This window comes from Candidatus Saccharimonadales bacterium (assembly GCA_036388415.1).
Lineage (GTDB): Bacteria > Patescibacteriota > Saccharimonadia > Saccharimonadales > UBA4665 > UBA4665.
In genome coordinates, this window is the sequence record DASVRW010000002.1 from 120,944 (window position 1) to 146,502 (window position 25,559).

Sequence of the window (25,559 nt, forward strand, 5' to 3'; positions counted from 1 at the left end):
AAGTACGGATTGACACGAATTATAACCTACTAATTTTCCCGCGGACTTTGCTACGATGATTTTTGTTGTATTCAAATTTAGTTTGTACAGGAGCTTACATTGAGCTGGCGAGATCGAGTACTTGCTGCGAGGTCAAACTGGCGTTGCCGTCGACAGTGTACCAAATACCGCTGTCAACCCAGGTCGCGGTGTTGTTGCTCAGTACGTAGACAGTCCGGCCGGCCCGCTGATATGTTTTGTAGGCAGAATTGGCACTGGCAACAAAATTGCTGAGTAGCGCCTGGCTGTCCCAGCTGGAGGCTTTCTGAGTGATGTTGTATTGCCGGCCGTCCTGTTCGGACGTAAAGTTGGCAGTAATATTGCCTGGCTGGTAATCAAGATAACCGAGATTGAAGCCCGATGGCTGCTGAGACGGCAATGTTGCCTGTAGCCCAGCGCGGTAAGAAGCGATTTTGAGGCTCAAAGCTGGGGCATTGTAATATGCCAGAAAGCCGATAACGGCAAGCACAGCGGCAGTGCCGGCCGCGAAACGGAAAAAGCGGCCTCGTTTTCGAGTGCGAGTTGGGCGCTGATCATAGGTTTGTTCATGACTAATGGACCGAGCGATAGCGTCATCGAACATATCAGTTTTGGAAGCTGGCTTTCTCGTTGCAGCAGGATGCATTCTTTGCATTGCCGGAGCGTGTGTACCAGACGGCCGGCTGGCTACTGCTGGACGCAGATCGGTGAGCACAGGCTTGTGGGCTGCAATCGCCTGCGCGGCTGGCTGCGGCTGGACGGCAGAGTGGTGGCTTACCGGGCTGTGATGATGCGTTGGGGTGAGAGTGTAGGAACTAGCCTGTACGGTTGCCGAAGGACGAGCATAATGACTGACGGCCGGGCTTTTGATCATCCGCTCGGCGCGGCGGTGCCGTGTCGGATCAATGGCACTGACTGATAATTTTGGAGCGACCGTTTGCATGGGAGCTTTGGCCAGCAAATCAGTTCGTGTCTGTGCCTTGATGACTGTTGCAGATTTGATAACTGGCTTTTTGACAGCACTACGCATCAGCGTTGTAGCTTTTTGCTGCGCATGTGGTTTGACGCTGACAGCCGGTGCATGTGCGGTCCGGACTGGCTTAACGTGCAAAGGAGAATAAACTTTGGCTGTTGGTTGCGCTGGATGCTTAGGTATGGCTCGTAGCGGTTGCAATGCGGTGCCCCGGCTGACGCGTGTAAAGCCGTCAATTGTGCCGCCCATGCGTGGACGTGCAATCTGTTTTGTCTGGTTTGTCTTAATTTCCACAGTAATCCCTGCTACTTAAACGTATTACCATCGTACCGCTTATGCCGTGTAACCGCAAGGGTTTTCAGTGTAATCATAGTGTTTGTTCCCTTTTCTGCTAACGATAAGTGATACTATATAACAAGGAACGTTTTGTACCGCTGTGGCCATCCATCGCCTGCAGCAGCATGACTAACCGCATATATCTATGGATTTTTTAGACCCGCAAAAACAACGTGCTCACATGATCCGGCTTATCTCCGGCTATATTCTGATTGGTGTTGCTATCCTGTTTGCAACCTTGATTCTGCTCTATCAGGCTTACGGCTTCGGGCTGGGCAAAGACGGCGAAGTTATTCAAAAGGGTCTCGTCTTTGTATCGTCACAGCCTGACGCTGCCAAAATATATCTAGACGGCAAACTATATAAATCGACAACCAATACCAAGCTGCAGCTTGAAGCAGGCGAGTACAAAACCGAGCTGCAACGCGAAGGCTATCGATCATGGCAAAGAATTATTACCGTCGAGGGTGGCAGTGTGCAGCATTTTGATTATCCAAAATTGTTCCCAACTGCTATGACGACCTCTCCCGTCAAGACATACGCTGAGACACCTGGTTTTGCAACTCAAAGCCCCGATCGGCGCTGGATTGTCGTACAGCAAGGCGCATCGCTGTTCAATTTTGACGTATTCGATGTGGCCGATCCTGCTGCAGTGAATGACAACGTAACGGCAATCAGTCTGCCGGAAGCAATTGTTACAACGGCCCGTTCTACGGCACATACGTATAAACTTGTTGAATGGTCAACCGACAACCGTCACCTGCTTGTCGAACACAGCTATACGCCTGAGGGCGCAGCTGCCACGCTTGAGTATCTAATGATTGATCGAGAGGAGCCGGCAGCATCACTAAATCTGACCAAATCGCTCGGTTTGACTGCCGGCAAAGTTTTAACGCTCCGCGATAAAAAACACGATAAATATTATGTCTACGATTCAACCGCCAAAACGCTGAGTGCGACCACGCTTGACGATGCTGGCACGCTGACAAATATCCTTGATCAAGTCTTGGCTTACAAAACTTATGGCAACGACATGGTGCTGTATGCGACCGACAAAGATATTTCGACGGATAAATCCCTGCCGTCCGACAAGACGCAGTCCGTGCTCTATGACGACAAATTATTTTACAAGATTCGGGAGCATGGTGCGACGGGACCATTCCTGCTCGATATTGCCGAGTATAGCAATGATTGGTATGCGGCTGTCGGTGCCAGTGGCGACAGCAAAGTCTATGTCTACAAAAACCCACAGCAAATTCGTAAATCATCGCAAACTGCCGCGCTGGTGCCAGTACGAATCCTACGCGTTACGTCACCAAACCACGTCGCTTTTTCCAGTAACACCCAATTCATCATGGCCGAAAATGGTGTCAACTTTGCCAACTACGATGCTGAAAACGATAAGGGCTACAATTACACCTCAAGCTTACCGCTCGATGCGCCAGCGACCCATGCCAGGTGGATGGACGGCCATCGTCTTAGCTATGTCAGCGGCGGCAAACTTGTGGTCTTTGATTACGACAATATCAACGCTCAGACATTGGTCGCGGCCAGCCCGAACTATACGCCATTTTTCGACCGTGATTACGACAATGTGTATACGATGGTGCCAGCCACCAATCAAAGCGGTGTAACAACTATCACGCTGTCCGTATCTAGCTTACTACTGCCCGAAGATCAGTAATTATTAAATAGTGCAAGGCTGAATAGCCTAACTCTCAAAACCATTGCCTTGAGTGGCAACCTGCGGGGCGGCCCTTAGAATTGTTTATCTTGGGATAAGAATTTTAGGGGCGGACAGGCTAACGAGGCTCATGGATAGGTTTTGAGAGTTAGGCTATAGTAATGCTGCACAGATGTATTAATCCACCTGTCGATGTCCTTACGTAAAATGCGTACTACCACGCTTAGAAGACACTGTTCCAGATGCGTGACCATAATGTCGGGCCGTTACCAGGCAAGCCTGATTGCTTGGCGGCTGCAGCAACAATTGGCTTGGGAGTTTGTCCTTCAGGAGCCGCATTACCTGCTGGATCAGGACTGATTTGCTCGCCAACGACCACAAGCCGCCGCAAGCTGGTGCCGGGCGGATCACAGGTAATCAGCGTGGCTGTGGCGGCCTTGCCAGCGACTGGGCCAAGCACGCTGACTTCGCTCGGCTCAACAATCCGTTTACTGAATACGCGGTACGCATAGGTTTTACCATCATGTGTCAGATAGAACGTGTCGCCTTCAACCAGTTGATTCAGTAACACAAAGGCAAACTTATATTTGCCAGGATTGAAAATATTGTTACTGGAATGGCCAAAGAAGGCGGCATTACCAGCTTGGCCAGGCTTGACTGTCGTCGGGTAGTGCACGACACCGTTATCAAGCGCCAGTTCTATTTGTTTTTCGTCCGTCGTCGTTTGCGAATAGTCAGTTGGGATTTCCAGATTTATTTTGGGAATAATGATTTTTGGACCGCCGGATACGACCGTACTCGCAACGTCTACAATAATTGGCGTATCGTTGATCCGCCGGCTGGGCTGCACGAACGGTGCGATAAAAAGCTCATTAAAGAATCCAAAGAGAACAATAAAGACGGCAAATAGACCGGCGCCCAGTCCAAACGCCAGCGAGCGCAGATGGTGCTCTGCTTTGAGCTTACCACCAGCGCTCGCTGATCCGGCAGATTTGACTGACGAAAGAATACGTTTTTTGATGTCTGATGCATGTTCAGTAGTCAGAGCGGTTTTGAGCTTGCCGGCAGTTTTACCAATGGCTTGCTCGGCAGATTTCGTATGACGATCCAAGGCGGCAGCCCGGCTGGTTACGCGGGCCGAAACATCGACAACGGCTGGCTTTGGCTTAGCAGGTGTCGGCAGGTCCTTAATTGTCGGCTGGATCGTCTGGAGAGGCTGCGTCGGCGCCGTGAATTGCTGATACGCCGGATTAGAGCCGTTGGCAACGTAAAATTCCTGCCATACCTTGTATTTCTCCTGATCTGGCAGGCCGGCGTAATAGTTGTGCCAGGCGGTCTGGATTTCGGTCATACTTTTGCCGGAGCTGTTCAGCTGAGCCATATATTGCTGGTGGGGTGAACCCTGGTGTGTCAGGCTTTCTACTTTGACTATTTCTTGGCCTGCATCCGGCTCTTCAGCGTAGATGGCATGTATTTTGTTTCGTATCAGCTCGACGGCTGGATCGGATGAGCTGTTACGGGCTATAGGCTGCGTCGGCGTCACTATAGTAACCGGCTGTACGTAGGCCGGTTGCTGGTCAAGCTGGCCGCCGGGTGCCGGCGAGTGGTGAGAAGGTTGTGTAGGGTCTGACATGGTCCGTTGTCGTATACGACTTAGATGTTTGCTCAAGTTGGCTGACTGCTTATAAGTATAGTACAATACTCCTTCAGTGGCACGCTGTTAGCTAAAATTAGCTTATGTTTAATAATGCAAACGAGCAGCCGCCTGACGGGCGAGTGGCGGAATTGGTATACGCGCACGACTCAAAATCGTGTTCCTTACGGATTGAGGGTTCGATTCCCTCCTCGCCCACCATACAAAAAGACTCTGCCAACGGTAGGGTCTTTTTGTATGAATCTATTGAGAACCGAGCACCCAGTCGTCAGCTTTAGCTGACAGGATTGAGAAGTTCGATAGCAAAAAGCTCACGCAGAAGCAGCGCAGCAAGCTTTGAGTAAGCTTCGCAGATATACGACCAGAGCCATATTCCCTTCTTGCATACAATATTTTAGCACTCATTACTCTGTTACGTGCAGTGAATCAAATACTGCCGTTGTCAACGCCGCATGGGTATTGCTTGGATTTTGCAGCCACCAGGTGGCAGCGTGTCCGGCTGTCCGCACGCGCCAGATCGGCAGATCGGCTGTCAGTCGCGTACTGCTGACCTGTCCGGCTGATGCGGCGAATATATTGTCCAGATGTTTGACAATGATATTGACACCGTGGAGCTCTGTAAAGGCGTGGAGCGCGTCGACAAATCGTAATATATCCATATCAAAGGTAAATGCCGTCGTATACTTGGCGTTCATAGCCAGCTTTTGTAACTGCGCCATGCTGATAACCAGCAGCGTATCGGGCCGGGCCAGCAGCGTGTCCGGCGTTGTGATATAGTAGTCGGCCGCATCCTTGGCGATTGTCAGCTGACCTGGGTGTTTGATAGCAAACTTCTCCAGGAATATCGCCGTTTCGCTGTTGCGGCCGAGATCACCGGCGAGTTGTACGCCGTCAGCCCAGTTGCCCATTGCCAGGGCTTCAGCCAGCGCCAGCTGCGAGAACGAGCCGCTCGGCGTCGCCCTGCCAAATTCGCCAGCGTCAAAAGTTTTGCCGAGGAGCTTGTGCAGCGAATCCGGCAAATACATCCGCGCCGTGCCGATGCCTGCTGCGGTAGCAGCCGAGTAGGCTTCGGCTGACGCGGCAAATCCGTGGATGTTGCCGCCGATAATGAGCAGTTTGCCGGCAAATAGCCTATTTTCCGGACGGCTCCATAGCATATCCGGATAAAGCGGCGTGTCGGCGGTTTGTTTGTGCCAGTAGTCTCTGTCCATCTTACGTCTGCTGAAATTCCGGCACGAACTGGAATTGTCCCTGCGTCATATCGTTAGTAGCGTCAAACGTAAAGGTGGCCTGGACTAGTTTTCCTCGCAGCACCAGCGGCAGCCAGACACTATCGTCCTGCCACATGTCGTCATAGGGAATATTGGTCAGCTTATACCACTGCGGAGCCATCTCTTCGGTCTCGCACGGTTCCCCGCTCCATTGCCGGCAAAAATAGGCGTGAACCTGCATATCAGCTGTACCGTCTGGAAATACAAAGTCGTGAACGGCTACTTTGCTAAACTCAGTGGGTGTCAAGCCGATTTCTTCCTGCGTTTCGCGTACCAACGCTTGTTCTATTGTTTCACCTGGATCAACTTTGCCGCCGATACCGTTCCAAAGCCCGCTGCCGAAGCCGCGTTTTTTCATAGCCAGCAAAATTTCATCATCACGTAGTAAAAATACCAAGGTGCAGATCTTGAGAGGAGTTTCAGACATGTAGCTATCTTAGCGCATCGCCCTGGCCATAACCAAACATTGCCGTCTGTGCTACCTCGGTTCTATCCTGTCGTTCTAGTATGCTGCAGAATAATATGATGAATGAGATCGGCGTGCTCTCGCGTGTATAGCCAGCAGTCGTCATGCTCCCCCGGCAATCTGTAAAACGTAAAAGTTTCGTTGGTTGGTAACGCCTCAGCCGCGTTCGGCATAAACCAGGCGTCGTGGTCATTCCGGATGATCGCTACTGTCTCATGTGCTAGCGCTTCGTGAAAGTTATGCTTGCGCGCCAGTTGCCCGATTTTGACAACCCGGGCAATGTTGGCCAGTATGTATACCCAGTTCCAAGCTGTTTTATGCAGATAAAATCCGACCTTGCGGCGGCGGATATGCGCCACAAAATCCCACCAAGTTTTTTGGCAAATCCGCACGATGTTGCTGCGGCCAGGCCAGTACGGCGGATCGATCAGGATGAGCAGCTTGTTGTGACGCGTGTTCGGTAGAAAGAAGCAGCCAGCTGAGTGTGTAACAACGATGTCGGCAATTGAGGCATCCTGCACTGGCCGGTAGCCGTGTGTTGTTAGTTCACGGGCCAGCCGATTGGTGTGCCATGAACCTTCACCAAAACCCGGCATTATAGCAACAGTCGTTTGTGCACCGGGCGAGGCTAAATACTTGGCCATTATGCTCTATACCTCGAGTGTAATACTAACCGGACAATGGTCGGAGCCGTAGACGTCCGCATGAATAGCAGCGTCTGTCACCTTATCTTTGAGACTCACTGACACCAGGAAATAATCGATCCGCCAGCCGACATTACGCTCGCGGGCCTTGGCAAAATGCGACCACCAGCTGTAGTGGCCATTGCCCTGCTTGAACAAACGTAGCGTGTCGATAAATCCAGCATCCAAGAAGGCTTGAAAGCCGCTACGTTCCTCTTCGGTAAAGCCCTTTTTGCCGCGGTTGGGCTTGGGATTAGCCAGGTCGTCTTCGGTGTGTGCCACATTAAGGTCGCCACAGAAGACGACCGGTTTGGGGGTGCCATTGGCTGGCCCGCCGCCGCGTTCCAATTGTTTGCAATATTCCAGAAATGCCGGATCCCATTGCTTGTGACGCAGTGGTATACGACTCAGGTCGTCTTTGGCATTTGGCGTGTAAACGGTGACAACCCAGAATTTTGCGAACTCAGCAGCAATCACCCTGCCCTCTTTATTGGGATCGCCGTAGACATCGCCGCTGACGTTGTATTCGTCGATGATATCCTGCGGAAAACCATTCACGACTTGGAGCGGCGCAACTTTACTGAATATTGCTGTGCTGCTGTAGCCCGGCTTATCTGCCGAATACCAAAATTGGCTATAACCCGGCAGCTCAAGCTCGACTTGTTCCTGCTTGGCCTTGGTTTCTTGCAAACAGATGATATCGGGCTGCTCATTGTCGATAAATGGCTGCCACATGTTCTTTTTGATGACGGCGCGGATGCCGTTGACATTCCAGGAGTAAATTTTGATCATATGGCCAGTATAGCCGGGGTCGACATGATTTGCTAGACTGATAGATAATGTACAAACGCATCCTACTCAAGCTTTCCGGCGAACAATTATCAGGTAAATTCGAAGGTGGTATTGATGCTGAGCTTGGCGCCTGGTTGGCTCAAGAGGTCAAAAAAGTGATCGCGAACGGTACGCAGGTCGTGATCATGGTTGGCGGCGGCAATTATGCCCGCGGGGCCCAGCTGGCCGGTCATGGCATCGGACGAGTCACGGCTGACAATATCGGCATGTTGGCGACACTGATGAACACGCTGGCACTGTCTGATATCTTCAATGCTCAGAATGTGCCGACTCGTGGCGTTAGTAGTATTGTAGCCGAACAAGTGGTCGATCCGTTCACACATCGCCGCGCCATCAGTCATTTGCAGAAAAACCGGGTGGTTATCGTCGGTGGTGGTATTGGCCGGCCGTACCTGACGACGGATACTGCCGCTGTCAGCCTGGCGCTTGAGCTGGAATGCGAAGTAGTCCTGAAGGCCACCAAAGTCGACGGTATCTACGATAAAGACCCGGCTAAGCATGACGACGCCAAACGATTTGGGAGCTTATCGTTCCAGCAGGCAGTTGCCGACGATGCCATCATGGTCATGGACAAAGCGGCTCTCGGACTCGCCATGGAACATGACTTACCAATATTAGTGTTCGATTCATCGGTATCTGACAATATCTTGAAAGCAGTTGCCGGCGATCCAGTCGGAACTATCATCTCATAACATTTGTATTCAAGATCGATATAATCAAACCATATTATTGCTATTTGTAATAAATAGGTCTACATTATATTTTAAGAAACATAGCCGGGAGTTTGATATATGGGTCGTAGGATGATCTTAGGTAGTTCGGCATTGGTTCTGGGTGCAGCAATTGGCGTGCCATTAGGGGTGTACACGAGCGTAAATATCGACTCTGAAACAGACCCAGTTACAAAATTTTTCCATAACATGGGTGAATCTTATGATTCGGTCGGTCATGTTTTATCATTCATGGTCCAGGATGCGACGTGCTTCGCTAATGATGCCTGGTGTCCAACCGAGCCAGCGCGGGATGTGCAAACAAAGTCCCCGAGTGTACAATCCCAGGATCCATCCGCGGCACCAGCACCAAAAGACACCCCTTCACCCTCCCCGGCATCCGCAACAAAGACGAATAAAATAGATCCGATTGCCGAAAACTGCATGAGCCGGCATATCTCGCTCAGTGAGCGGCTTGGTAAATTGATGATGATCAAGGTCGACGCAAATAATACTGCTCCTATGACGCCGTTATTTAATTCGTATCATATTGGTGGTGCGGTTCTGACGGGTCAAATTGCCGATCCAAGCAAGGGTGAGGTAAAGGAATTCAAAGCAGCCACGAACGCACTGATTGCAGTCGAACAAGGTGAAATCAACCAGCCATTTAGTAATCTTAGTCTGCTACCTGCTCCGGCAATAGTTGCCGCGACGCAGACACCTGAGCAAGCAAAGACAATGGTGGCAGAACATGCCCGCAAACTGCATGAAGCCGGTGTCGATGTGGTACTTGGCGCGCAGTTTGAGCAGATGCCATCGAGTAATACGGCTATTCAGTCTGATCAACATGATCAGGATTTTGGCAAGAGTCCAGAAGAAATACGACAGTACAACACTGCTTATCTGCAAGGCTGGATCGACGGTGGAATTCTGCCAGTAGCCGAGCTATTTGGTGACGACACCGATCTGCAGTCATACAATAATCTGGGCAACAATTTTGGCGACAATGTCGGAGCTTTAACTCGTCAACATGCTACGACTAATCCAAATAATGTGCAGTCAGCTCAGCTGAGTACAAAAGATATTACTGGCAAATTAAGAAATCAAATGGATTTTAAAGGGCTTATCATCACCGAGTTGTTGAGTAATGAATCGATTCAGGGAAAATTATCTGTTGCCGTAGGCCGTGCGCTTATTGACGGTAACGACATGATATATGTTAAAGATTCCCCTGCTGATACTAGTTGGAACGCACAGCTGTATGCAAATGTAGCAAAATTACAAAAATTATATGAGTCAGGTGAGCTAACAGATAAACGAATCAATGCTTCGATAGTGAGAATCCAAAATACTCAAGAAATCAAAATCACATACGATCCATTGTGTTAAATACCGTCTTGTTAGTCACCAATGAAAAGAGTAAGCTTATGCCTATAACACCATGTACGACATATGTCTGAAGAACTAAGATCACGCGATCGAAAAACAAATCTCATGGCGATCGGCGCAGTCATAGGCTGCTTGTGTGCGGCAAGTGGACTTAGTGACGAGGTCTTTAATCAAGGCAAAATCCGGCACGTGGTTACCGACAAAACTATTGAATACTCTAGGGACTTTATCGATCAAAACATCGGCTCGTTAGGATCACCATCTTTTGTACTCGATGAGGCTGTGCCGATATATATTCATTCTGCGGTTATTCGACAATCCTAGCTTTACGCCTGATTATTTAAAATCTTTGGAGCCTTGCAATAACCACTCTATGATCTGATATGCTTCACGGATACGGTTAACTGCCTTTTTTGTACGTAGCGGATCCTCGCTATAATAGGGTATCTTGCCCTCTAAAGTCAGCTCAGCAAAATACAGCTGACGTGCGATTCTTACCATCACGTTTCGGCTGTCGATATTTTTTGTGTGGTCGAAGGGTCGGCCGTAGACGGTGATATTGCGCATTGGAGCAATGAGCATTTCGCGAATTATTGTATCGTGATGAACAAAGCCTTTATTGCGTATATCGTCTGGTACGAAAGCATTGCCTAATACGTTTTCTATGCCCATAACAGTCAAAGAAATCTTACGCACATTATCTGTTTGGTCAAGGATGTCGATGCCTTCGTTGAACGTAATGTAATCGAAAAAAGAGCCACTGAGAACAACGTCAAAATCAATATCTCCTGGCTTTTCGGCATGAGCGTATGAGCCGGCTATAGATATGTGCTCAATAGTGAACCCGAGCGGTCCGTAAGTTTTGTCTATAAAGTCGAGTACGATTTGTAAGTGCTCATTGATATGTACGACACGTTTGAGCATACCATCTCGCTCATAGACATTACCCTTCTGGTACCAATAGTTGTAAAGAAGTTCTTTTTGCAATACTTTTGCGTCAGCACCTATGTTCAGATAGCTTGGCTGAAATTCAACCAGAGGATATATAACGTTGAATGGCAGACTATCACGGTCATGATAGCTGTGTTCACTTGCATCACCCGGTTTCGCCAAAGTGACGTATGGTTTTTGAGGTTTGGCAGTATTCATTATGTGTTCTCCCTGGCTCTTACAAGTTTAATCGTATCAGAAAGCATATCAGGCTCAGCGGCAGTAAGGCTCTTCCCTTTTGCCGACAGGCCTTTATCAGCATAAGATTTATGCGCTACTTTTTGCTTCCTAAGTGAGACCGTTATTTCTCGAGCAATTTCGTGCATAGGAGTGCCACGAGTAAGTTCGACGATGCTTTTATTTGCATCTGGAGAATTGTTTAGGCTTTTCAAGAGAGCTTTATGATGAGACGGTATATCTTGTTCTCGATAGGCAAACTGACTTGCTAATGAAAGATTATTTGCCATAAGCTCATATAGAGATCCAACAACTAATCGGTCAAATGTCATTAATCCGCTGTGGCTAGGATTTGGTCCCTCATAATTTTTATCTCCGATGGTTATTGGACCTAGGTAACGCGTCAGCCTGTTGGAGACAAATTCTGGACCGACCTGACGATATGTGTCTGCCATAAGACTTTGCATTTCAGTTGTTGATCGTAATACTTCAAGGAGGCGATCATTTGCTAATTCGTTATTACCATCGCTTACGGCATTACGTGCGTCAAGTAAATTGTGGATACCATTATGTGCAAGCTGAATAGTATTATCAAAGATTGTTAATAAGGCGATTTCCGCCGCTTCACCAGTGTAAGTTGCGCCTAGATTTGCCGGCATACTTGCAGCATAATCATAAAAATTAGCACGAGGGTTCATGCCTCGTTGTATGAAATAATCAAAAGCGTAGTTGCTTGTCACCGCTTCGGTTAGTTTAGTCACTTTTCGCAGGACGAGTGCACCCGTTGCTTTATCTAAGTCCCGCCGTAGAGCTATAAGCGAGGTTTCATCAGCATCGCGGTGTTCTGTTATCCAGTCGTTTGATCGAGAAAATAGCTCCATGGCAGTAGTCGAAGTGTTTGACGAAGGATCTTCACTTTGAAGTTGTTCAAACAAATTATCATTGGACGCATTTAACGGGTCTAATTTTGCAGCATCAGCATGTGCATGTAAGAACGCATTATCTAATGCAATAAATTGTTCTGAAGTTATTGACAACATTGTCATATATTATATACTATACACTAATTATGCGCAAGTTGATAATGAATGCACCGATTCAAAACCGGGAATTTAATCCAGACGGACAGTTAGGTAAAGTTGTTCCACTTTTTGTTGCCGCTCATCTTCGTACGCAGGATGCATATATGTCTACTCCCGTCGAGTTATGGAACAATGTCATAGCTCAGGAACAACTCGGCTATGACGCCCGAAAATATGAAATTCGCAGCACAACTATGCTTGATCAAAAGTACGGTAGCTCAGTGCTGTCGCTTTTACATAGTCAGACTGGTGAGGCAGAAATCATCGCAGATGATGACTCGGATTTTACTAAATGGGCGACAACCGTAGTAGAGAGTGGGCTCGATTCAGGAAATATACGCATCGAGGAGGAAACAGTGTATGTTTGTCAAGATTGTCATGCAACTTTAGCTTTAGCCCACGGGCCAAAACCTCGGAATTGTGCATGTTGTTATGGATCAGGCGGAATAAATGAATTAAATACAGTTGCGATGACGGCTACCATAACGCCAGAGGCATTAGTATCGACCGCTCATGCCACAAAACAGTCAATACAGCTTGATTTAAGCGGACGAAAGTTTATTATCAACAAACGACGTGTTACGGGAGTTGGTCTTGAATGGGCAGGTTTTGCAGACGATGTCTTAGATCCTCGTATTGGAGTAGGCTTGCTTGGGCTCTATGCTGCTATCCGCAATAACGCTGATGCCGTAGATTTTGTATCAAGTCGATCCGCAATTTCTCATAATTTACCACAGTTTTTTGCTGCAATTGCATCCCAGTGCGATACATTACCGGCTCTCGAGATGGTTGGAATAGCGAAAGCTCCAGCAAACTACTTATCTATGCTTGTAAATAACCACACATTAAGTGCAGATCAAATGGTATCTGGGTTGAAAGATCGACTTGCGCCGCAACTCTTGAAAATGCGTAAAGATATGACACCACAATGCGCCGAGCAGCTTCTTTTTTCGCGCAGATTCAGATAGTTGACCAAAATAAACAAACATGATAAAATACTATTATGAATTATGCCATCGAGTCATTTACAGGTATTCGTCCGACCGCTGACTTGACTGTCGCAAATTATATTGGTGCTGTTCGTCCTGTATTAGATCGTGAATCAGATGGACAGTCTACATCTATTTTTCTAGCCGAGTTGCATGCAATTACTACTGCTCCTCCTGCTGACGTAATCAAGAATTCAAGGGAGCTTGGCAGGACTCTCATAGCAAGTGGTCTTCAAGGAGATATATACAGCCAACGCGAAGTGCAGGATTTAGTGTTTGAGGCAGAACATTATTTGCTAGGACTGACGAGCATATCCCGGTTACTTCGACTTCCAACGCTTAAAGAGAAAGTGACTCAATCTGATAACACGGAAAATGCTACAGTCGGGCTGGCAATGTACCCTATGCTGATGGCTTCAGATATAATTTTGGCACGTCCGGCTCAAGTACCAACTGGAAAAGATCAGAAACCTCATTTGGAAATAACAAACGAGCTTATCAGGGGGTTTAATAGGCAGCATGGTGCACGGCTTCCTGAGCCACGAATGCTTGAGGTTGAATTACCTAAAATTATGTCTCTCGACGGCAGTGGCCGCAAAATGAGTAAAAGTATTCCGAAAGGAGCGATCTTTTTAGACGACACACCACTCTCGGGCTTTAAAAAAGTCATGAAAGCTGTTACGGCTTCTGAACCTGGTCCCGTAATGGATAGCGCTCTCGACAATATGATCACAATGGTAACAGGCCTCGGTACCGAATCTGATATTGCAGGTCTAAAAGTAACTGCCGACCAAATTCGAGAGGGCCAGCCGTGTATAAAAGATTTTAAGGAACAGGCTGGCGATGCAGTTCGCGGCTTCCTTACGGACATGCAGGAACGGCGAGCTTCTGTTAGTGACAGCGAGGTTTCGCTCCGGATACTCGAAGGTAGCGAACGATTTCGACCGATTGGACAGGCCACTCTCAATTACATGAGAGATATGTACTGGTCTCGCTAATATTTCTATAAATTTTTATAAATAACATAAGAGACGTTGATAAATATAATTGTGGATTGAGTGTACGATAATCTGCCTGGCGGAGGGAGGGGGATTCGAACCCCCGAGGGCTTGCACCCAACACGCTTTCCAAGCGTGCGCCATAGGCCACTAGGCGACCCCTCCATGACGTTACATTTTACGCTGGCTCAAGTATAACGCAATTTTACTACAAAAACACCTTGCCTGTATGTGCGGGCCAGAGTTACACTAGTGTTAATGCCCATCATAGAGTTAGAAGACGTCAGTAAACTGTACGGCTTTGGCGACGCCGCTACCGTGGCGCTCGACGAAGTCTCTCTTCATATTGAAGAGGGTGAATTTGTGGCGATCATGGGTCCCAGCGGCTGCGGCAAATCGACGCTGATGAACATCATTGGACTGCTTGACCGCCCTTCATTTGGTAAATACACACTGAATACACGATCAGTCGCCAAGCTTCGCCCTGCCCGTGCGGCCAAGTACCGGCGCGATACGATCGGGTTTATATTTCAGAATTTCAACCTCTTGCCACGGCTGACGGCACTCGAAAATGTCTCGTTACCACTGGCCTACAAGGGTATGTCGCTGCACAAACGGACGCAAGCGGCCAGCGATATGTTGGCCCGCGTCGGATTGCAGCACCGCGAGTATTACTACCCGCGTCAACTCAGTGGCGGTCAGACGCAGTGCGTCGCGATTGCGCGGGCGCTCGTCAACAATCCCAAGCTGATCATTGCCGATGAACCGACTGGAAATCTCGATAGTGCCGGTTCACGTCTTGTCATGGAACTGCTGAGTGAAATTCATAAAATGGGCAATACGATCCTGTTTGTGACACACAACCCTGAGTTGACGCGCTATGCAACGCGTGTTGTCTACATGCATGACGGCGGCATAATGCGCGATGAACAAACGGCCATCGGCGAAGTCGCCGCCACGGCGAAGCGCGTTATGTACAATGTCCCCGTCAAGACGGTCGAAGACGATTTGGCTGGTGTCTCGGCGCTGATGAACCACTTGCCTGCCAATGAACCGACTGAGTCTATGTCTATGAAACAAAAAACCCGTAAGGTAAAGCGCTCGAAACGGATGCAAAAATGAAATCATTTACACGCGGTAACTTCAAGACGGCACTCTCGTCAGTCCGGAGCTCAAAATGGCGCAGCCTTATGACAATGATGGGTATTATTATCGGCATCGTGTCGGTTGTTACGATCGTCAGTATTGGTGAAGGTGTCAAACAACAAGTCACGGCGCAGATTAATCATCTCGGTGAAGATTTAATCACCGTGCGCCCCGGTCAAATCGTCAATCGCGATAAAGACGGCAAAATAACTGGCGTCAACCTGTTTGCCGGCTATACGTCGACTGGTGTACTGACAAATGATGATGTGCAGACCGTTCAAAAGACTACGGGTGTCAAGCAAGCGGTGCCGCTGAGTATCGTAGCCGGAACTCTGTCGTTTGATAAACGGCCGTACGCAGGCTATACGGTTATAGGTACGACGCCGGAACTGCCGGATGCGCTGAAACAAAAGGTTATGTACGGTGATTTCTTTAGTTCGAGCGACGGTAATCAAAATGGCGCTGTCATTGGAACTGGCGTCGCGGAAGACGTCTTCGGCCAGGACGTGCCGCTTGGTCAAAGCTTTGACTTCCAGGGCCAGACGTTCGTTGTCCGAGGTATCTTTGATGAATTTAAGTCAGCACCGCTGTCACTTGAAATCGATTTCAACCGTGCCGTGTTTATTCCATACGAAGTGACGCAGGAGCTAACAAGTCAAAAGGTGTCGATATACGAAATACTGGCGCAGAGCAAGACCGGATCGGCCGATACAACAGCTGCTGCAATTACCAAAAACCTGACAAAGGCACATGGCAATCAGACTGATTTCACGGTACTCAAGCAAAGTGATAGCCTCGGAGTCAGCGGTAATCTCCTCAATCTGCTGACCCGTTTTATTGGCGGTATCGCCGCTATTTCGCTGCTAGTCGGCGGTATCGGCATAATGAACGTCATGCTGGTATCCGTGACTGAACGGATGCAGGAAATCGGTATTCGCAAAGCCATTGGCGCCACGTCGCGGCAGATTATGAATCAGTTTTTGGTCGAAGCAACTGTACTAAGTGTCATTGGCGGCATTATCGGCGTTGTCGTCTCGCTGATCATTAATGGCATACTACGAGCATTTACCGATCTGCAACCAGTTATGAGCTGGCAAATCGTCGCTCTGGCGGCTGGCGTGTCGCTGGCAGTCGGTATTATATTTGGCACGGCTCCAGCGCTTAAGGCTGCTCGCAAGGACCCTATCCAGGCACTTCGTAACGAATAAATAAGACACAAGTTACTTACTTGACAAAATTCATTATATTGTTATAATTAAATAAAATCCATTAGGTAAAGGATCTTCGTTAATGGAAATTGTCAAAAATTCTCTTAAATTGAGCGGTGCGGCCGTGCTATTAGGCGCTGCCGGATTTACAGGTGCGTATGGCGCCGAATCATTTGCCGCAGCGGCAGCTGCTCCCGGTGATTACGCGCGTGAGCACGACGTAAGTAAGTCCTGTGATTCGAGTATCAGTGATCACGTCACGAGGATGGCGTCAGCTTCAGACAAGTCATATATGGCGGAATGCGGTGGAGTCTCACCAGCTAATATCGACAGGCTTATGGTATTGCATGAAGATATCGATGAGAGTTCATATTTTGCCATGAACGCTTTGCTACTGGGTGGTGGCAGTGCGGCCTTAGCTATATCAGGCGTGCGTGGATTGCGTAGTCAACCAGGTACACGCCGGGAACGTATACGAATTTAATCCTTTAGATGAGCGCGTAGATCGCTGCCATACCGGCAGCTGTCATAAGTAGGATCACGCACCAACCGATAAACGTCGTCAACGGTTTGTTGGTCCACCGTCCCATAATTCGCCGGTTGCTGCTCATAATGACAATCAGCAGCAGGATAAGCGGAGCTACGAGCCCGTTGGCAACGGCCGCATAGATGAGTGCCTGTATAGGATCAATCCCAATGAAATTGATCGCCAGTCCGATAAACATCGAAATGATGATCATACCGTAGAAGGCATGAGCTTGATTGAGGTTGCGGTACAATCCTTCTTTCCAGCGCAGGCTTTCAGCGATGGCGTAGGAGCTGGAGCCGGCGAGCACGGGTATAGCGAGCAGCCCGGTGCCTATGATGCCGATGGCAAATAAGAAGTAGGTAGCGTCACCGGCGAATGGCCGTAGGGCTTCGGCGGCTTGTGCGGCCGAGGTAATTTCGGTAATGCCGTTCTGGTGCAGCAATGCGCCGCAGGCAGCGATAATGAAGAACATTACAAGATTTGACAAGAACATACCAGTCCAGACGTCAACTCGCATGCTTTTGACGTCTTCAGTACTGGTTGCTGTGCTGCGCTGACGAAGCGTCGTCTTGCCCTGTAATATTTGCTCTTCCACTTCCTGAGACGTTTGCCAAAAGAATAAATACGGTGAAATTGTTGTACCGAGTATGGCGCAGATAAGGAGTAGTTGTTCCTTGTCAAAGCCTATCTGTGGCACGACAGCATGACGCAGCACGTCGCTCCAGTCAAGATTTGCGAGGAGTGTTGAAAATACATAGCTCAGTAGCACGAGTGCCAGCCATTTGAGATAGCGGGCATATCGAACGTAAGGCGTGAATATTTGCAGGAGCAGGCTGGTGACACTAAACCCGATGACGAGGGCGGCAAAATTAAGATTCGGATTAAACAACTGCACGGCTTTGGCCATAGCGCCCAGATCGGCACCAATGTTGATGGTGTTGGCGATAAACAGCAGTGTGGTGCAGACGTACAGGATCTTTTTGTTGAAATGTATTCGGATATTACCAGCCAGCCCCCTGCCTGTCACGAGGCCGATGCGGGCGCACATTTCCTGAATGACGGCCATCAGTGGAAACGTCAGCGGTGCCATCCACAAGAAATTGAAGCCGTACTTGGCACCCGCCTGTGAGTACGTCAGGATACCTGACGGGTCATCGTCGGATGCTCCGGTAGTTAGACCCGGTCCCAGCATGTGCCAGTAGTTGCCTGTTTTTTGCAGTACTTTACTGCCGGGCATGGCGTCGCGGACATGCAGTCCGGCAACAACGGTGCGCTCCAGCATTTCGGCTGGTAGTTCGGCGCTCTTTGTAATGAAATTTTTTGGTTTTGTCATCGGATATGTTTTATAGGCGTTAGCGGTATTATATCACGATATGACACTGGCTGCGGTCTTTGTCGTAGTGGCTACTCCTTGGCGCAATTACCAGTTGATACTGCCCTGTTCTGGGCTTGCGCCTGACTGATGGCGGCAGTAATTTGCGGTGTGCTGAGGGCATAGCCGACATTCTCGTATGACGTTGATTGGGCAAAGATAACGCCAATAACAGTGCCGTCGGCAGCTACAACCGGCCCGCCCGAATTCCCAGGAATCACCTTGGCGGCCAAACTATAGACGTCACGTTCTGTAATACCCTGTCCGTATATATCGCGGCCACGGGCTGTGAATTCATCGAGGACTTCGGCGCCACCGGCTGTCAGTGCGCCACCACCCGGATAACCGAGCACGGCGGCTTTGGTACCACGCGGTACGATTGAGTTATTGATGGTCAGCGGCTGCCCGGCAAGATTTTGCGTGCGCAAAATTGCAAAATCGAGATCTGGGTCGAACCAGATTGCAGTCGCAGAATGTTGGCCATTTGCATCTTTGATATACGGACGGCTGACACCGGCGACGACATGCGCATTAGTGACAACCAGGTCGGTGCCGATGACGAAGCCTGATCCGTCAACGATACCGCCGCAGCCGAGACCTTCGATTTTGACTGTCGACAGCTTTGCCCGATCAATCGCCTGCTGTAATTCTGGCCCGATGCCCGGAACTTCTGTATCGCCGCTAAGCGCCGGCTCATTATCAGTAAATACCCTTGGAAAGCCATTCGGTTCAATTAATTTGCCTATCCGGGCGATAATGTCGGGGGCTGGGGGGAGTGTCCGATTCATGGCAGAAATTATCCGAGAGCCACGAATTTGCTCCTGTACGCCGGCTGACGGTAGTGTTACCAGGATAGCTGCCGCCAGCCAGACTGATACAGCCAGCGTTGCTGCCCCCAGTAATGATCCAAGATAGCCATCGAATTTGTTGAGGTGTATCGTCGCCGCGACACGCTGCTTGAGTTTTCCGCCTATCCACTCACCGACCGCTAGCAATATCAGCGCGCAGCCTAGAGTTGTAGCGATAGTTACGACTGACCGTTCGATTGGCGTGTCCGCCAATGTCACAGTATATTGTTCTAGCCATGCACCCAGAAACAGCCCACCAATAAATCCAACCGTCGAGAATAGCTGCTTTACAAGTCCGATTTCAAAACCACGAAATAGCGAACTCGCTACCATTGCGATAATGATTATATCGAGTACGTTCATGAGGCTGTGGCCGCCGATTTTGCGTTGTCTATCATGCTATCTATAGTGTAGCAAAACTTATGGCTAACTATGCGGTACCACTTCTGCAGCACCCTGAGGATATATCACCAGTCCGTCGTCAGACACGCTCCAGGTATGCAGGACATGTTCAACAATCCGCCAGGCTTCAAGCACCTCAGTACTGGTCGTAAACAATGTGTGATCGCCACGGGCAGCATCGATAAGTACTCGTTCATATGCGTCCGGATGGCCATTGACGTCGAAGGCTTGCTGATAATTAAAGTTCATATGCACTGACTGCAGTTCATTGGTAAAGCCTGGTTTTTTGGCGTTGAGGTGTAACATAATTCCCTCGTCCGGCTGAATGCAAAAGACGAGCTCATTGGGATCGGCTACCATCTCAGCTATGCCACCAGACTGTTTGAACACCACTCGGATTTCCGTGAGTTTACGTTGCATGGCCTTGCCGGTCTGAATGATCATTGGCACATTGCGCCAGCGATCGTTTGCAACAGCTACAGTCAGTGCGGCGTATGTTTCGGTCGTGGTGTGCGGGCTTTGGACTTCTTGCCGGTATGTCTCATATTGACCGCGGACGGCCCGCTGCGCAACCTCGTCCGGCTGAACTGTCTCGACAGATTCCAGCAGCTTTTGTTTGCTGGCGTGCACGGCGTCACTGTCATCATTGCCCGGTAGCTCCATGGTCACCACAGTGAGCAATTGTAATAAGTGGCTTTGTATAAAATCGCGCAGTGCGCCGACACCTTCGTAAAACGCCGTTCGGCCTTCGATGGTAATCTCTTCGTAAGCAGTTATCTCGATGCGGTCAATATGCCGGGCATTCCATATACTTTCAAATAGCGGATTGAAGGTGCGAAATGCCAAAATGTTTTGGACGGTTTCCTTGGCAACATAATGATCAATCCGGAACAACTGGTCTTCGCGGAACCATTCGCCAGTTTCTTTGATCAGTGTTTGGGCAGAGGCAGTATCATAGCCAAACGGCTTTTCGACGAGCAGGCGTGCGCTGCCAGTACCGTGAGCGCATGTCTGATTATGTCCGTGTTGTCCTAGATTACGGACGATCGGTTCGAACATCTGCGGCGGTATCGACAGATAGTAGAGCCGGTTTAGGCACATACCCTTTTCGGCCTCGATGCCGTTCAGCATTGTCAGGAGTTGGTCGTATTCGGCACCGTCTGTCTGGCTCATCTGGTGCATGCGGAGAGCAGCTTTTACTTTGCGTATGCCTGTCGGATCGCAAACTTTATCAATTTCATTAACGCATAACTCCACTTGTCCCAATAGGTCATCGGCGGTTACATTGCGTCTGGTAATACCAAGAATGACACTGTCTTCGTGGAGGAGTCCATCTTTGAGGAGATGATACAGCGCGGGCAGCAGTTTGCGCTGCGCCAAATCGCCGGTGATGCCAAAAATAACAATGATGACAGGTTGGAGGCTCATGTCTTCGGCTCAACCTGGCTATCGACGGGACTTTCATTGTTTATTGCATGGCCGCCAAATTTGTTGCGCATTGCAGCCAGCAACTTGGTGGTAAAGCTGGTTTCTCCCTTTTGGCTGGCGAGCCGGACGTCGAATGAAGCTTGGATGCTCGGCAGCGGAATATTCAGTTCTTTGGCTGTCTCCAGTGTCCAGCGAGCCTCGCCTGATTCAGCCACGAAGCCGTCGATGCCTTGCAGCGTTGGGTTTTCTGCTAATGCCTGCGTTGTGAGCTTGTTTAGCCCCGAGGTGACAATACTGCCGTTTTGCCACAGGTCGCCAGCAGCCGCAAGATCGAGTTCTTTGTACGGGCCTTCATGGAGCATGCGGTAGCCTTCTGCAAGACTTTCCATCATCCCGTATTCAATGGCGTTATGCACCATCTTGACGTAATGGCCGGATCCAGTTGATCCAAAATGGTGGTAGCCGCCGAGTGGGGCTGCGAGCGATTGGAAAATCGGCTCAAGCAGCTGATACGACGTCTGGTCGCCGCCGATCATCATACAAAAGCCGTCTTTCAGGCCCATGATGCCGCCACTGGTACCGCTATCAAGCAGAATCGAACCGTGGTTGTGGACGGTTTCGGCGTGCTGCCTAGTCAATCGGTAGTCCGAGTTGCCGCCGTCGACAAATATCGTGCCTTCTGGCAGTATGTCCATCCAGTCGCTAAGCTCGCTGTCGATAATGGCAGCTGGCAGCATGATCCATAGAATAGCCTGCTCGCCGTCTTCAAATGCAGCTGCAACATCTTGTTTGCTGTATGCGGCAGTTGCGCCAAAGCCAGCGGCATGATCAACCTTATCGGAACTGCGGTTGTGCGCAATGACAGTATGTCCATCTTTGACCAATTTTTCAGCTATCTGCATCCCCATGCGTCCAAGGCCTGATATTGCGATTTTCATGAATGCTCCGTTCTAAGATTGGTGGTTATTTAGTCAATCTGATCATTATATACATACGAATCTGGGATATGCTTGATGATTTGGGCAGGTTGTTCGTCGAGGCTAAGGGTTTCGGCTTGCAGACGCTGCATCGCTAGACGCTTATCACTACCGAATGCAAAGACATAGGCAGCGGTCAGCTGCCGAAGGGCGTTAGGCGTCAAGGTAATCCGTGTAAAGTTCGGCGCCACGTAGCCGGCTGCCATGTCTGCCGATCGAACAGCAACCGAACCAGGCAGTATGCCGGCAATATGCCCGTCGGCGCCCATGCCAAATTGCCCGATGATTACATCGGCGGACCCGGTGGCTTGAGTAAAGGCTGCAGCATAGTGTGCGATAGTCTCCGGCAGCGACAGATTATCCCGAAGCACGGGTACGACTGTTGCCTGTTTTGGTAAAAACCCGGTTTCATCGAGCTGGTGTGCATTGGAATCGGGGTGTCCGACTGGTCCGAAGCGCTCATCAGTGAGTAAGATGGTCAAGCCCGCAGTCAACTCATCTGGCAGCTGCGCCATGACCGCAACTGTCAGCGGTATATTGGAGCCGCCGGGCACTAGCCAAACGACGCGTTTGCCATCAGCCAGCTCTTTGAGCAATCGATCACGTAGTGGCTCAACGCCGTCTGCTAATTGGTGTACCCTCACAAATTTCATATTTCTATAGTACACCGTCAGGTGCGTTGCCGGAATGGCTGCGGCCAATTTAATTATATGAACCGCCGCCTTTGATGTGTATCAGGCGTGTTATTTTGCCGTCAAACAGTAGATGGCTAAAATACCCGACGAGCGCCGCCCCGTACAAGACTAGCGCCGTATCCAAATAGGCACTGTTGTATAGATACGGCACCAGCACTATAGGTAGTGGCACGAGAATCATTGCTGGTTTGCTATGTGTCCAGCCGCGGTGATGACTCAGGATCGGCGTCATGGCCAGTAAGCCCAGGAAAGCGGCTGCCGTTATCCGGCCGTCGTATATGAGGAGTATGTCGGCTATGAATGCCAAGCCAAAAAATATATCCTGGCCCTTAGAGTTGGTGTCAATATCCGGAAACAAGCCAAACAAAATAGCGATAACAAACAGACCGATCAACAGCTGGACATCACTAATAAGATAGTGATTACTGCCGAGAACAGCATCAGGCGCGAGCGCCAGGGCGCCGACGTAGGCGCTATTGCAGACAGCAGCACCAAATACATGACCTTTATATCCTGGCATACCGGTAAGTATAAGCTATATTCCCACGAATGTCAGAACACCAGACACTAGAATCCGAGACCAAGCAGCAAAGCACCGATAACTGCCAGCACGGCCAGGTATCCCAGCAATTTACGAAAGCGGCTCAGTCCGCTGGTAATCTCTAGATATCCCCAGTAGGCGAGTGCGGCATAGCCGATGAAAGCAAACAGCGTTTGCAAGAAGCCTGGATAGACAATAACAGCTAGGATAATAAAGATGACAAAAATTACCTGCGGCACATTCGGAGCTTGGACAATAATGTATTTGCCGTTACGGCCATGCAAATCTTTGAATAACCAGTCCATACCCTGTTTTAGCTGTGTCATATTGACTGTCCTCGCTGCATAAAGTTTCTTATATATATTTTAACTTACTTGAAGCTGTAATGCCTGAACGGCCTACATCTGTAGAAAGTGATGCTAATCTAGGACGCAGAGCTTGTCGACTGCGCCAGCTCTTGCCGGCCAGTTTTCAGTATGCGTGCGAGCCAAATAAGCTCAGCATACAGCTTGCCGAGATTCCGGTCATAGCGTTCAGCATGTTCGGCTTTTATAGTGCCATCTTCCGTGAACAAATCTTGTACTCGAGGAAAGTATATATCCCACGATAGTACGACAAGGCCAGTTTCGCGTACCGCCGGCACCAGGGCTTCGACCGCGCGTACCCCGCCCCAGTTACCGCTGCTGGCGCCAGCAAGAGCGACTGGCTTGTGATTGTAGGTCTGCAGTTCGCTGTCGAGCATTCGCTTCAGGCTGCCCGGAAAGCTGTGATTGTATTCAGGAGTGACAATGAAGAATGCGTCAGCCTTCTTGGTAATATCGCTATAGCGCGGGTCTTTGCCTTCGGGGTCATTGCCGTCGCCGGGGAAATTAAAATCTATGGGATCGACGTACATAATCTCAACCCCATCCAGTTTTTGGCCGTACTGGGCTATATATCGGGCGGCTTTGTCTGATTCTCGCTGCGCCCGTGTTGTGCCAGCGAGAACGGCGATGGTAAGTGGTTGCATGTATGTAGTATACCCTGCTCTACCAGCGAATGCCGCGAATCAGCAATCATGACCCGCGACTCGTCTGACAGAATGGGCGCGGCTTGCTATACTAAGTGGCGTGCATCATAACAAACACACATCGTTTTATGGGTTTTTCTAACGTGAGCAACGATTCAATCCGGCAGATCACCGGTACGCTCGAACAAATTTCAAATTCCTTTCTTAACTTGGATTCGATTGTGACACTGGTGATATTCCTCGGTTTGGCGTACGCGCTTGGCCGGGTGCTGGCTGTACTGCTGCGCCGCATCGTCGCTGCGCTCGGCCGCCAAGCCGACAAAACCGAAAGCCTGCAAATGGTCAACCGGCTGCGCCGCTACGAGACGATTATTGTTATCTCTATCGCACTGATCAGGACATTTCTGATACTGCTGGCGCTCTATCTGTGGTGGATTGACGGCCATCCGTCGCAGCAGCCGACTGCCCTCATTGGTACTAGTGCCCTGCTGGCGATCATCATCGGTGGCGCCCTCGGGCCAGCGCTCCGTGACATATCGTCCGGTAGCGTTATGATGGCCGAACAATGGTATGCTGTCGGTGATCATGTCAGGATTGAGCCGTTTGGTGATATGCAAGGTGTCGTCGAGCGTGTCACCCTGCGTTCGACCCGCATCCGCGGCTTGAACGGCGAAGTTATTTGGGTTAACAATCAGAACATCCAAGCCGTGCGGATTACGCCGAAAGGCATCCGAACGATTGCCATTGAGTTGTTCGTCAATGACCTCGACCGCGGCCACGCCCTCATCGAATCCACCAATCGCCGCTTGCCGGGCGGTAAATTACTGGTTATAAGTCCATTGCAGGTTATGACCAGCAGCAAAGTCGGCGACAAACTGTGGCATATCACGGCAATTGCCGAGACAGCCCCGAGCCGCGAATGGCTGATCGAAAAATACGCTATCGATGTCATGACAGAAATAGACGAAAAACAAGAATTAAACCTGCTAGCGACAGATCCGATCGCCCGCTTCGCCGACACCGAATCAGAACGCCGCTTCGCCCGCGCCATCACCAATGCCCGCAAAGCCCCAACTGCCAAGCGCAGCTTGTCGGCACGGCGTTACACGACGAAAAAATAATTCGGCTGTGT

26 protein-coding genes and 2 tRNA genes are annotated in these 25,559 nt (G+C 49.7%); 11 read left to right on the top strand and 17 right to left on the bottom strand.

Annotated features, from left to right (window positions below):
• Positions 1-94: 94 nt before the first annotated feature.
• Positions 95-1,285 carry a hypothetical protein gene (locus VF575_00780; GenBank protein HEX8182118.1) on the bottom strand — a complete coding sequence of 397 codons (1,191 nt, stop codon included), beginning with the start codon at positions 1,283-1,285 and terminating at the stop codon, positions 95-97.
• A 187-nt stretch (positions 1,286-1,472) separates the two neighbouring features.
• Between VF575_00780 and VF575_00785 the strand changes: the two genes are divergently transcribed.
• Positions 1,473-3,011, top strand: coding sequence for a PEGA domain-containing protein (locus tag VF575_00785; GenBank protein ID HEX8182119.1), 1,539 nt, complete (start codon positions 1,473-1,475; stop codon positions 3,009-3,011).
• Between the two features lie 223 nt (positions 3,012-3,234).
• On the opposite strand, the gene VF575_00790 is transcribed toward VF575_00785, so the two are convergent.
• Positions 3,235-4,644 carry a sortase gene (locus tag VF575_00790; protein HEX8182120.1) on the bottom strand — a complete coding sequence of 470 codons (1,410 nt, stop codon included), beginning with the start codon at positions 4,642-4,644 and terminating at the stop codon, positions 3,235-3,237.
• A gap of 137 nt (positions 4,645-4,781) precedes the next feature.
• Between VF575_00790 and VF575_00795 the strand changes: the two genes are divergently transcribed.
• Positions 4,782-4,866, top strand: a tRNA-Leu gene (locus VF575_00795).
• A 203-nt stretch (positions 4,867-5,069) separates the two neighbouring features.
• On the opposite strand, the gene VF575_00800 is transcribed toward VF575_00795, so the two are convergent.
• The 4 genes from VF575_00800 to VF575_00815 all read right to left on the bottom strand — a co-directional run bounded on the left by VF575_00800 (position 5,070) and on the right by VF575_00815 (position 7,877).
• Complete coding sequence (locus VF575_00800) at positions 5,070-5,876, bottom strand: hypothetical protein (GenBank protein HEX8182121.1); 807 nt, start codon at positions 5,874-5,876, stop codon at positions 5,070-5,072.
• A 1-nt stretch (position 5,877) separates the two neighbouring features.
• Positions 5,878-6,363, bottom strand: a complete 486-nt coding sequence (locus VF575_00805) for an 8-oxo-dGTP diphosphatase (GenBank protein ID HEX8182122.1) — start codon at positions 6,361-6,363, stop codon at positions 5,878-5,880.
• Between the two features lie 62 nt (positions 6,364-6,425).
• Positions 6,426-7,046, bottom strand: a complete 621-nt coding sequence (locus tag VF575_00810; protein HEX8182123.1) for a hypothetical protein — start codon at positions 7,044-7,046, stop codon at positions 6,426-6,428.
• 6 nt (positions 7,047-7,052) lie between these two features.
• Positions 7,053-7,877 (bottom strand): exodeoxyribonuclease III, encoded by an 825-nt coding sequence (locus VF575_00815; protein HEX8182124.1) that lies wholly within the window; start codon positions 7,875-7,877, stop codon positions 7,053-7,055.
• 47 nt (positions 7,878-7,924) lie between these two features.
• Between VF575_00815 and pyrH the strand changes: the two genes are divergently transcribed.
• The 3 genes from pyrH (at position 7,925) to VF575_00830 (ending at position 10,360) form a co-directional block, all read left to right on the top strand.
• A complete protein-coding gene (gene pyrH / locus VF575_00820) occupies positions 7,925-8,629 on the top strand; it encodes a UMP kinase (protein ID HEX8182125.1) in 705 nt (234 codons plus the stop codon).
• A gap of 99 nt (positions 8,630-8,728) precedes the next feature.
• On the top strand, positions 8,729-10,036 hold the full coding sequence (locus VF575_00825) for a glycoside hydrolase family 3 N-terminal domain-containing protein (GenBank protein HEX8182126.1): 1,308 nt from the start codon (positions 8,729-8,731) through the stop codon (positions 10,034-10,036).
• Between the two features lie 63 nt (positions 10,037-10,099).
• Entirely contained in the window at positions 10,100-10,360 is a 261-nt protein-coding gene (locus tag VF575_00830) for a hypothetical protein (protein HEX8182127.1), read from the top strand.
• Between the two features lie 12 nt (positions 10,361-10,372).
• Here the strand turns inward: VF575_00830 and VF575_00835 are convergent, their stop codons facing one another.
• On the bottom strand, positions 10,373-11,185 hold the full coding sequence (locus VF575_00835) for a hypothetical protein (GenBank protein HEX8182128.1): 813 nt from the start codon (positions 11,183-11,185) through the stop codon (positions 10,373-10,375).
• Positions 11,185-12,243, bottom strand: coding sequence for a hypothetical protein (locus tag VF575_00840; protein HEX8182129.1), 1,059 nt, complete (start codon positions 12,241-12,243; stop codon positions 11,185-11,187). The genes VF575_00835 and VF575_00840 overlap by 1 nt, the downstream gene beginning before the upstream one ends.
• Before the next feature lie 44 nt (positions 12,244-12,287).
• On the opposite strand from VF575_00840, the gene VF575_00845 reads away from it, so the two are divergent.
• Entirely contained in the window at positions 12,288-13,253 is a 966-nt protein-coding gene (locus VF575_00845) for a hypothetical protein (GenBank protein HEX8182130.1), read from the top strand.
• A 35-nt stretch (positions 13,254-13,288) separates the two neighbouring features.
• Positions 13,289-14,272: a hypothetical protein gene (locus tag VF575_00850; protein ID HEX8182131.1), complete on the top strand. Its 984-nt coding sequence runs from the start codon at positions 13,289-13,291 to the stop codon at positions 14,270-14,272.
• 77 nt (positions 14,273-14,349) lie between these two features.
• Here VF575_00850 and VF575_00855 read toward each other — a convergent pair.
• A tRNA-Ser gene (locus VF575_00855) sits at positions 14,350-14,437 on the bottom strand.
• A gap of 93 nt (positions 14,438-14,530) precedes the next feature.
• Here VF575_00855 and VF575_00860 point away from each other — a divergent pair.
• The 3 genes from VF575_00860 (at position 14,531) to VF575_00870 (ending at position 17,110) form a co-directional block, all read left to right on the top strand.
• Complete coding sequence (locus VF575_00860; protein HEX8182132.1) at positions 14,531-15,394, top strand: ABC transporter ATP-binding protein; 864 nt, start codon at positions 14,531-14,533, stop codon at positions 15,392-15,394.
• Positions 15,391-16,626 (top strand): ABC transporter permease, encoded by a 1,236-nt coding sequence (locus tag VF575_00865; GenBank protein HEX8182133.1) that lies wholly within the window; start codon positions 15,391-15,393, stop codon positions 16,624-16,626. The genes VF575_00860 and VF575_00865 overlap by 4 nt, the downstream gene beginning before the upstream one ends.
• A gap of 82 nt (positions 16,627-16,708) precedes the next feature.
• Positions 16,709-17,110 (top strand): hypothetical protein, encoded by a 402-nt coding sequence (locus VF575_00870; protein ID HEX8182134.1) that lies wholly within the window; start codon positions 16,709-16,711, stop codon positions 17,108-17,110.
• 4 nt (positions 17,111-17,114) lie between these two features.
• Here VF575_00870 and VF575_00875 read toward each other — a convergent pair whose 3' ends face one another.
• The 8 genes from VF575_00875 to VF575_00910 all read right to left on the bottom strand — a co-directional run bounded on the left by VF575_00875 (position 17,115) and on the right by VF575_00910 (position 24,427).
• The gene (locus VF575_00875) at positions 17,115-18,488 is read right to left on the bottom strand and encodes an Nramp family divalent metal transporter (GenBank protein HEX8182135.1); all 1,374 of its coding nucleotides are present in this window, start codon (positions 18,486-18,488) and stop codon (positions 17,115-17,117) included.
• 71 nt (positions 18,489-18,559) lie between these two features.
• The gene (locus VF575_00880) at positions 18,560-19,738 is read right to left on the bottom strand and encodes a MarP family serine protease (protein HEX8182136.1); all 1,179 of its coding nucleotides are present in this window, start codon (positions 19,736-19,738) and stop codon (positions 18,560-18,562) included.
• Positions 19,739-19,801: 63 nt separating this feature from the next.
• The gene (gene zwf / locus VF575_00885; protein HEX8182137.1) at positions 19,802-21,205 is read right to left on the bottom strand and encodes a glucose-6-phosphate dehydrogenase; all 1,404 of its coding nucleotides are present in this window, start codon (positions 21,203-21,205) and stop codon (positions 19,802-19,804) included.
• Positions 21,202-22,143 (bottom strand): NADP-dependent phosphogluconate dehydrogenase, encoded by a 942-nt coding sequence (locus VF575_00890; GenBank protein HEX8182138.1) that lies wholly within the window; start codon positions 22,141-22,143, stop codon positions 21,202-21,204. Before VF575_00890 ends, zwf begins: the two co-directional genes overlap by 4 nt.
• A 29-nt stretch (positions 22,144-22,172) precedes the next feature.
• Positions 22,173-22,835 carry a 6-phosphogluconolactonase gene (locus VF575_00895; GenBank protein HEX8182139.1) on the bottom strand — a complete coding sequence of 221 codons (663 nt, stop codon included), beginning with the start codon at positions 22,833-22,835 and terminating at the stop codon, positions 22,173-22,175.
• Positions 22,836-22,884: 49 nt separating this feature from the next.
• Positions 22,885-23,397 carry a metal-dependent hydrolase gene (locus VF575_00900; GenBank protein HEX8182140.1) on the bottom strand — a complete coding sequence of 171 codons (513 nt, stop codon included), beginning with the start codon at positions 23,395-23,397 and terminating at the stop codon, positions 22,885-22,887.
• 47 nt (positions 23,398-23,444) lie between these two features.
• A complete protein-coding gene (locus VF575_00905; GenBank protein HEX8182141.1) occupies positions 23,445-23,744 on the bottom strand; it encodes a hypothetical protein in 300 nt (99 codons plus the stop codon).
• Between the two features lie 98 nt (positions 23,745-23,842).
• Positions 23,843-24,427, bottom strand: coding sequence for an NAD(P)H-dependent oxidoreductase (locus VF575_00910; protein HEX8182142.1), 585 nt, complete (start codon positions 24,425-24,427; stop codon positions 23,843-23,845).
• A 128-nt stretch (positions 24,428-24,555) separates the two neighbouring features.
• On the opposite strand from VF575_00910, the gene VF575_00915 reads away from it, so the two are divergent.
• On the top strand, positions 24,556-25,548 hold the full coding sequence (locus VF575_00915) for a mechanosensitive ion channel family protein (GenBank protein HEX8182143.1): 993 nt from the start codon (positions 24,556-24,558) through the stop codon (positions 25,546-25,548).
• The last annotated feature ends 11 nt before the right edge of the window (positions 25,549-25,559 follow it).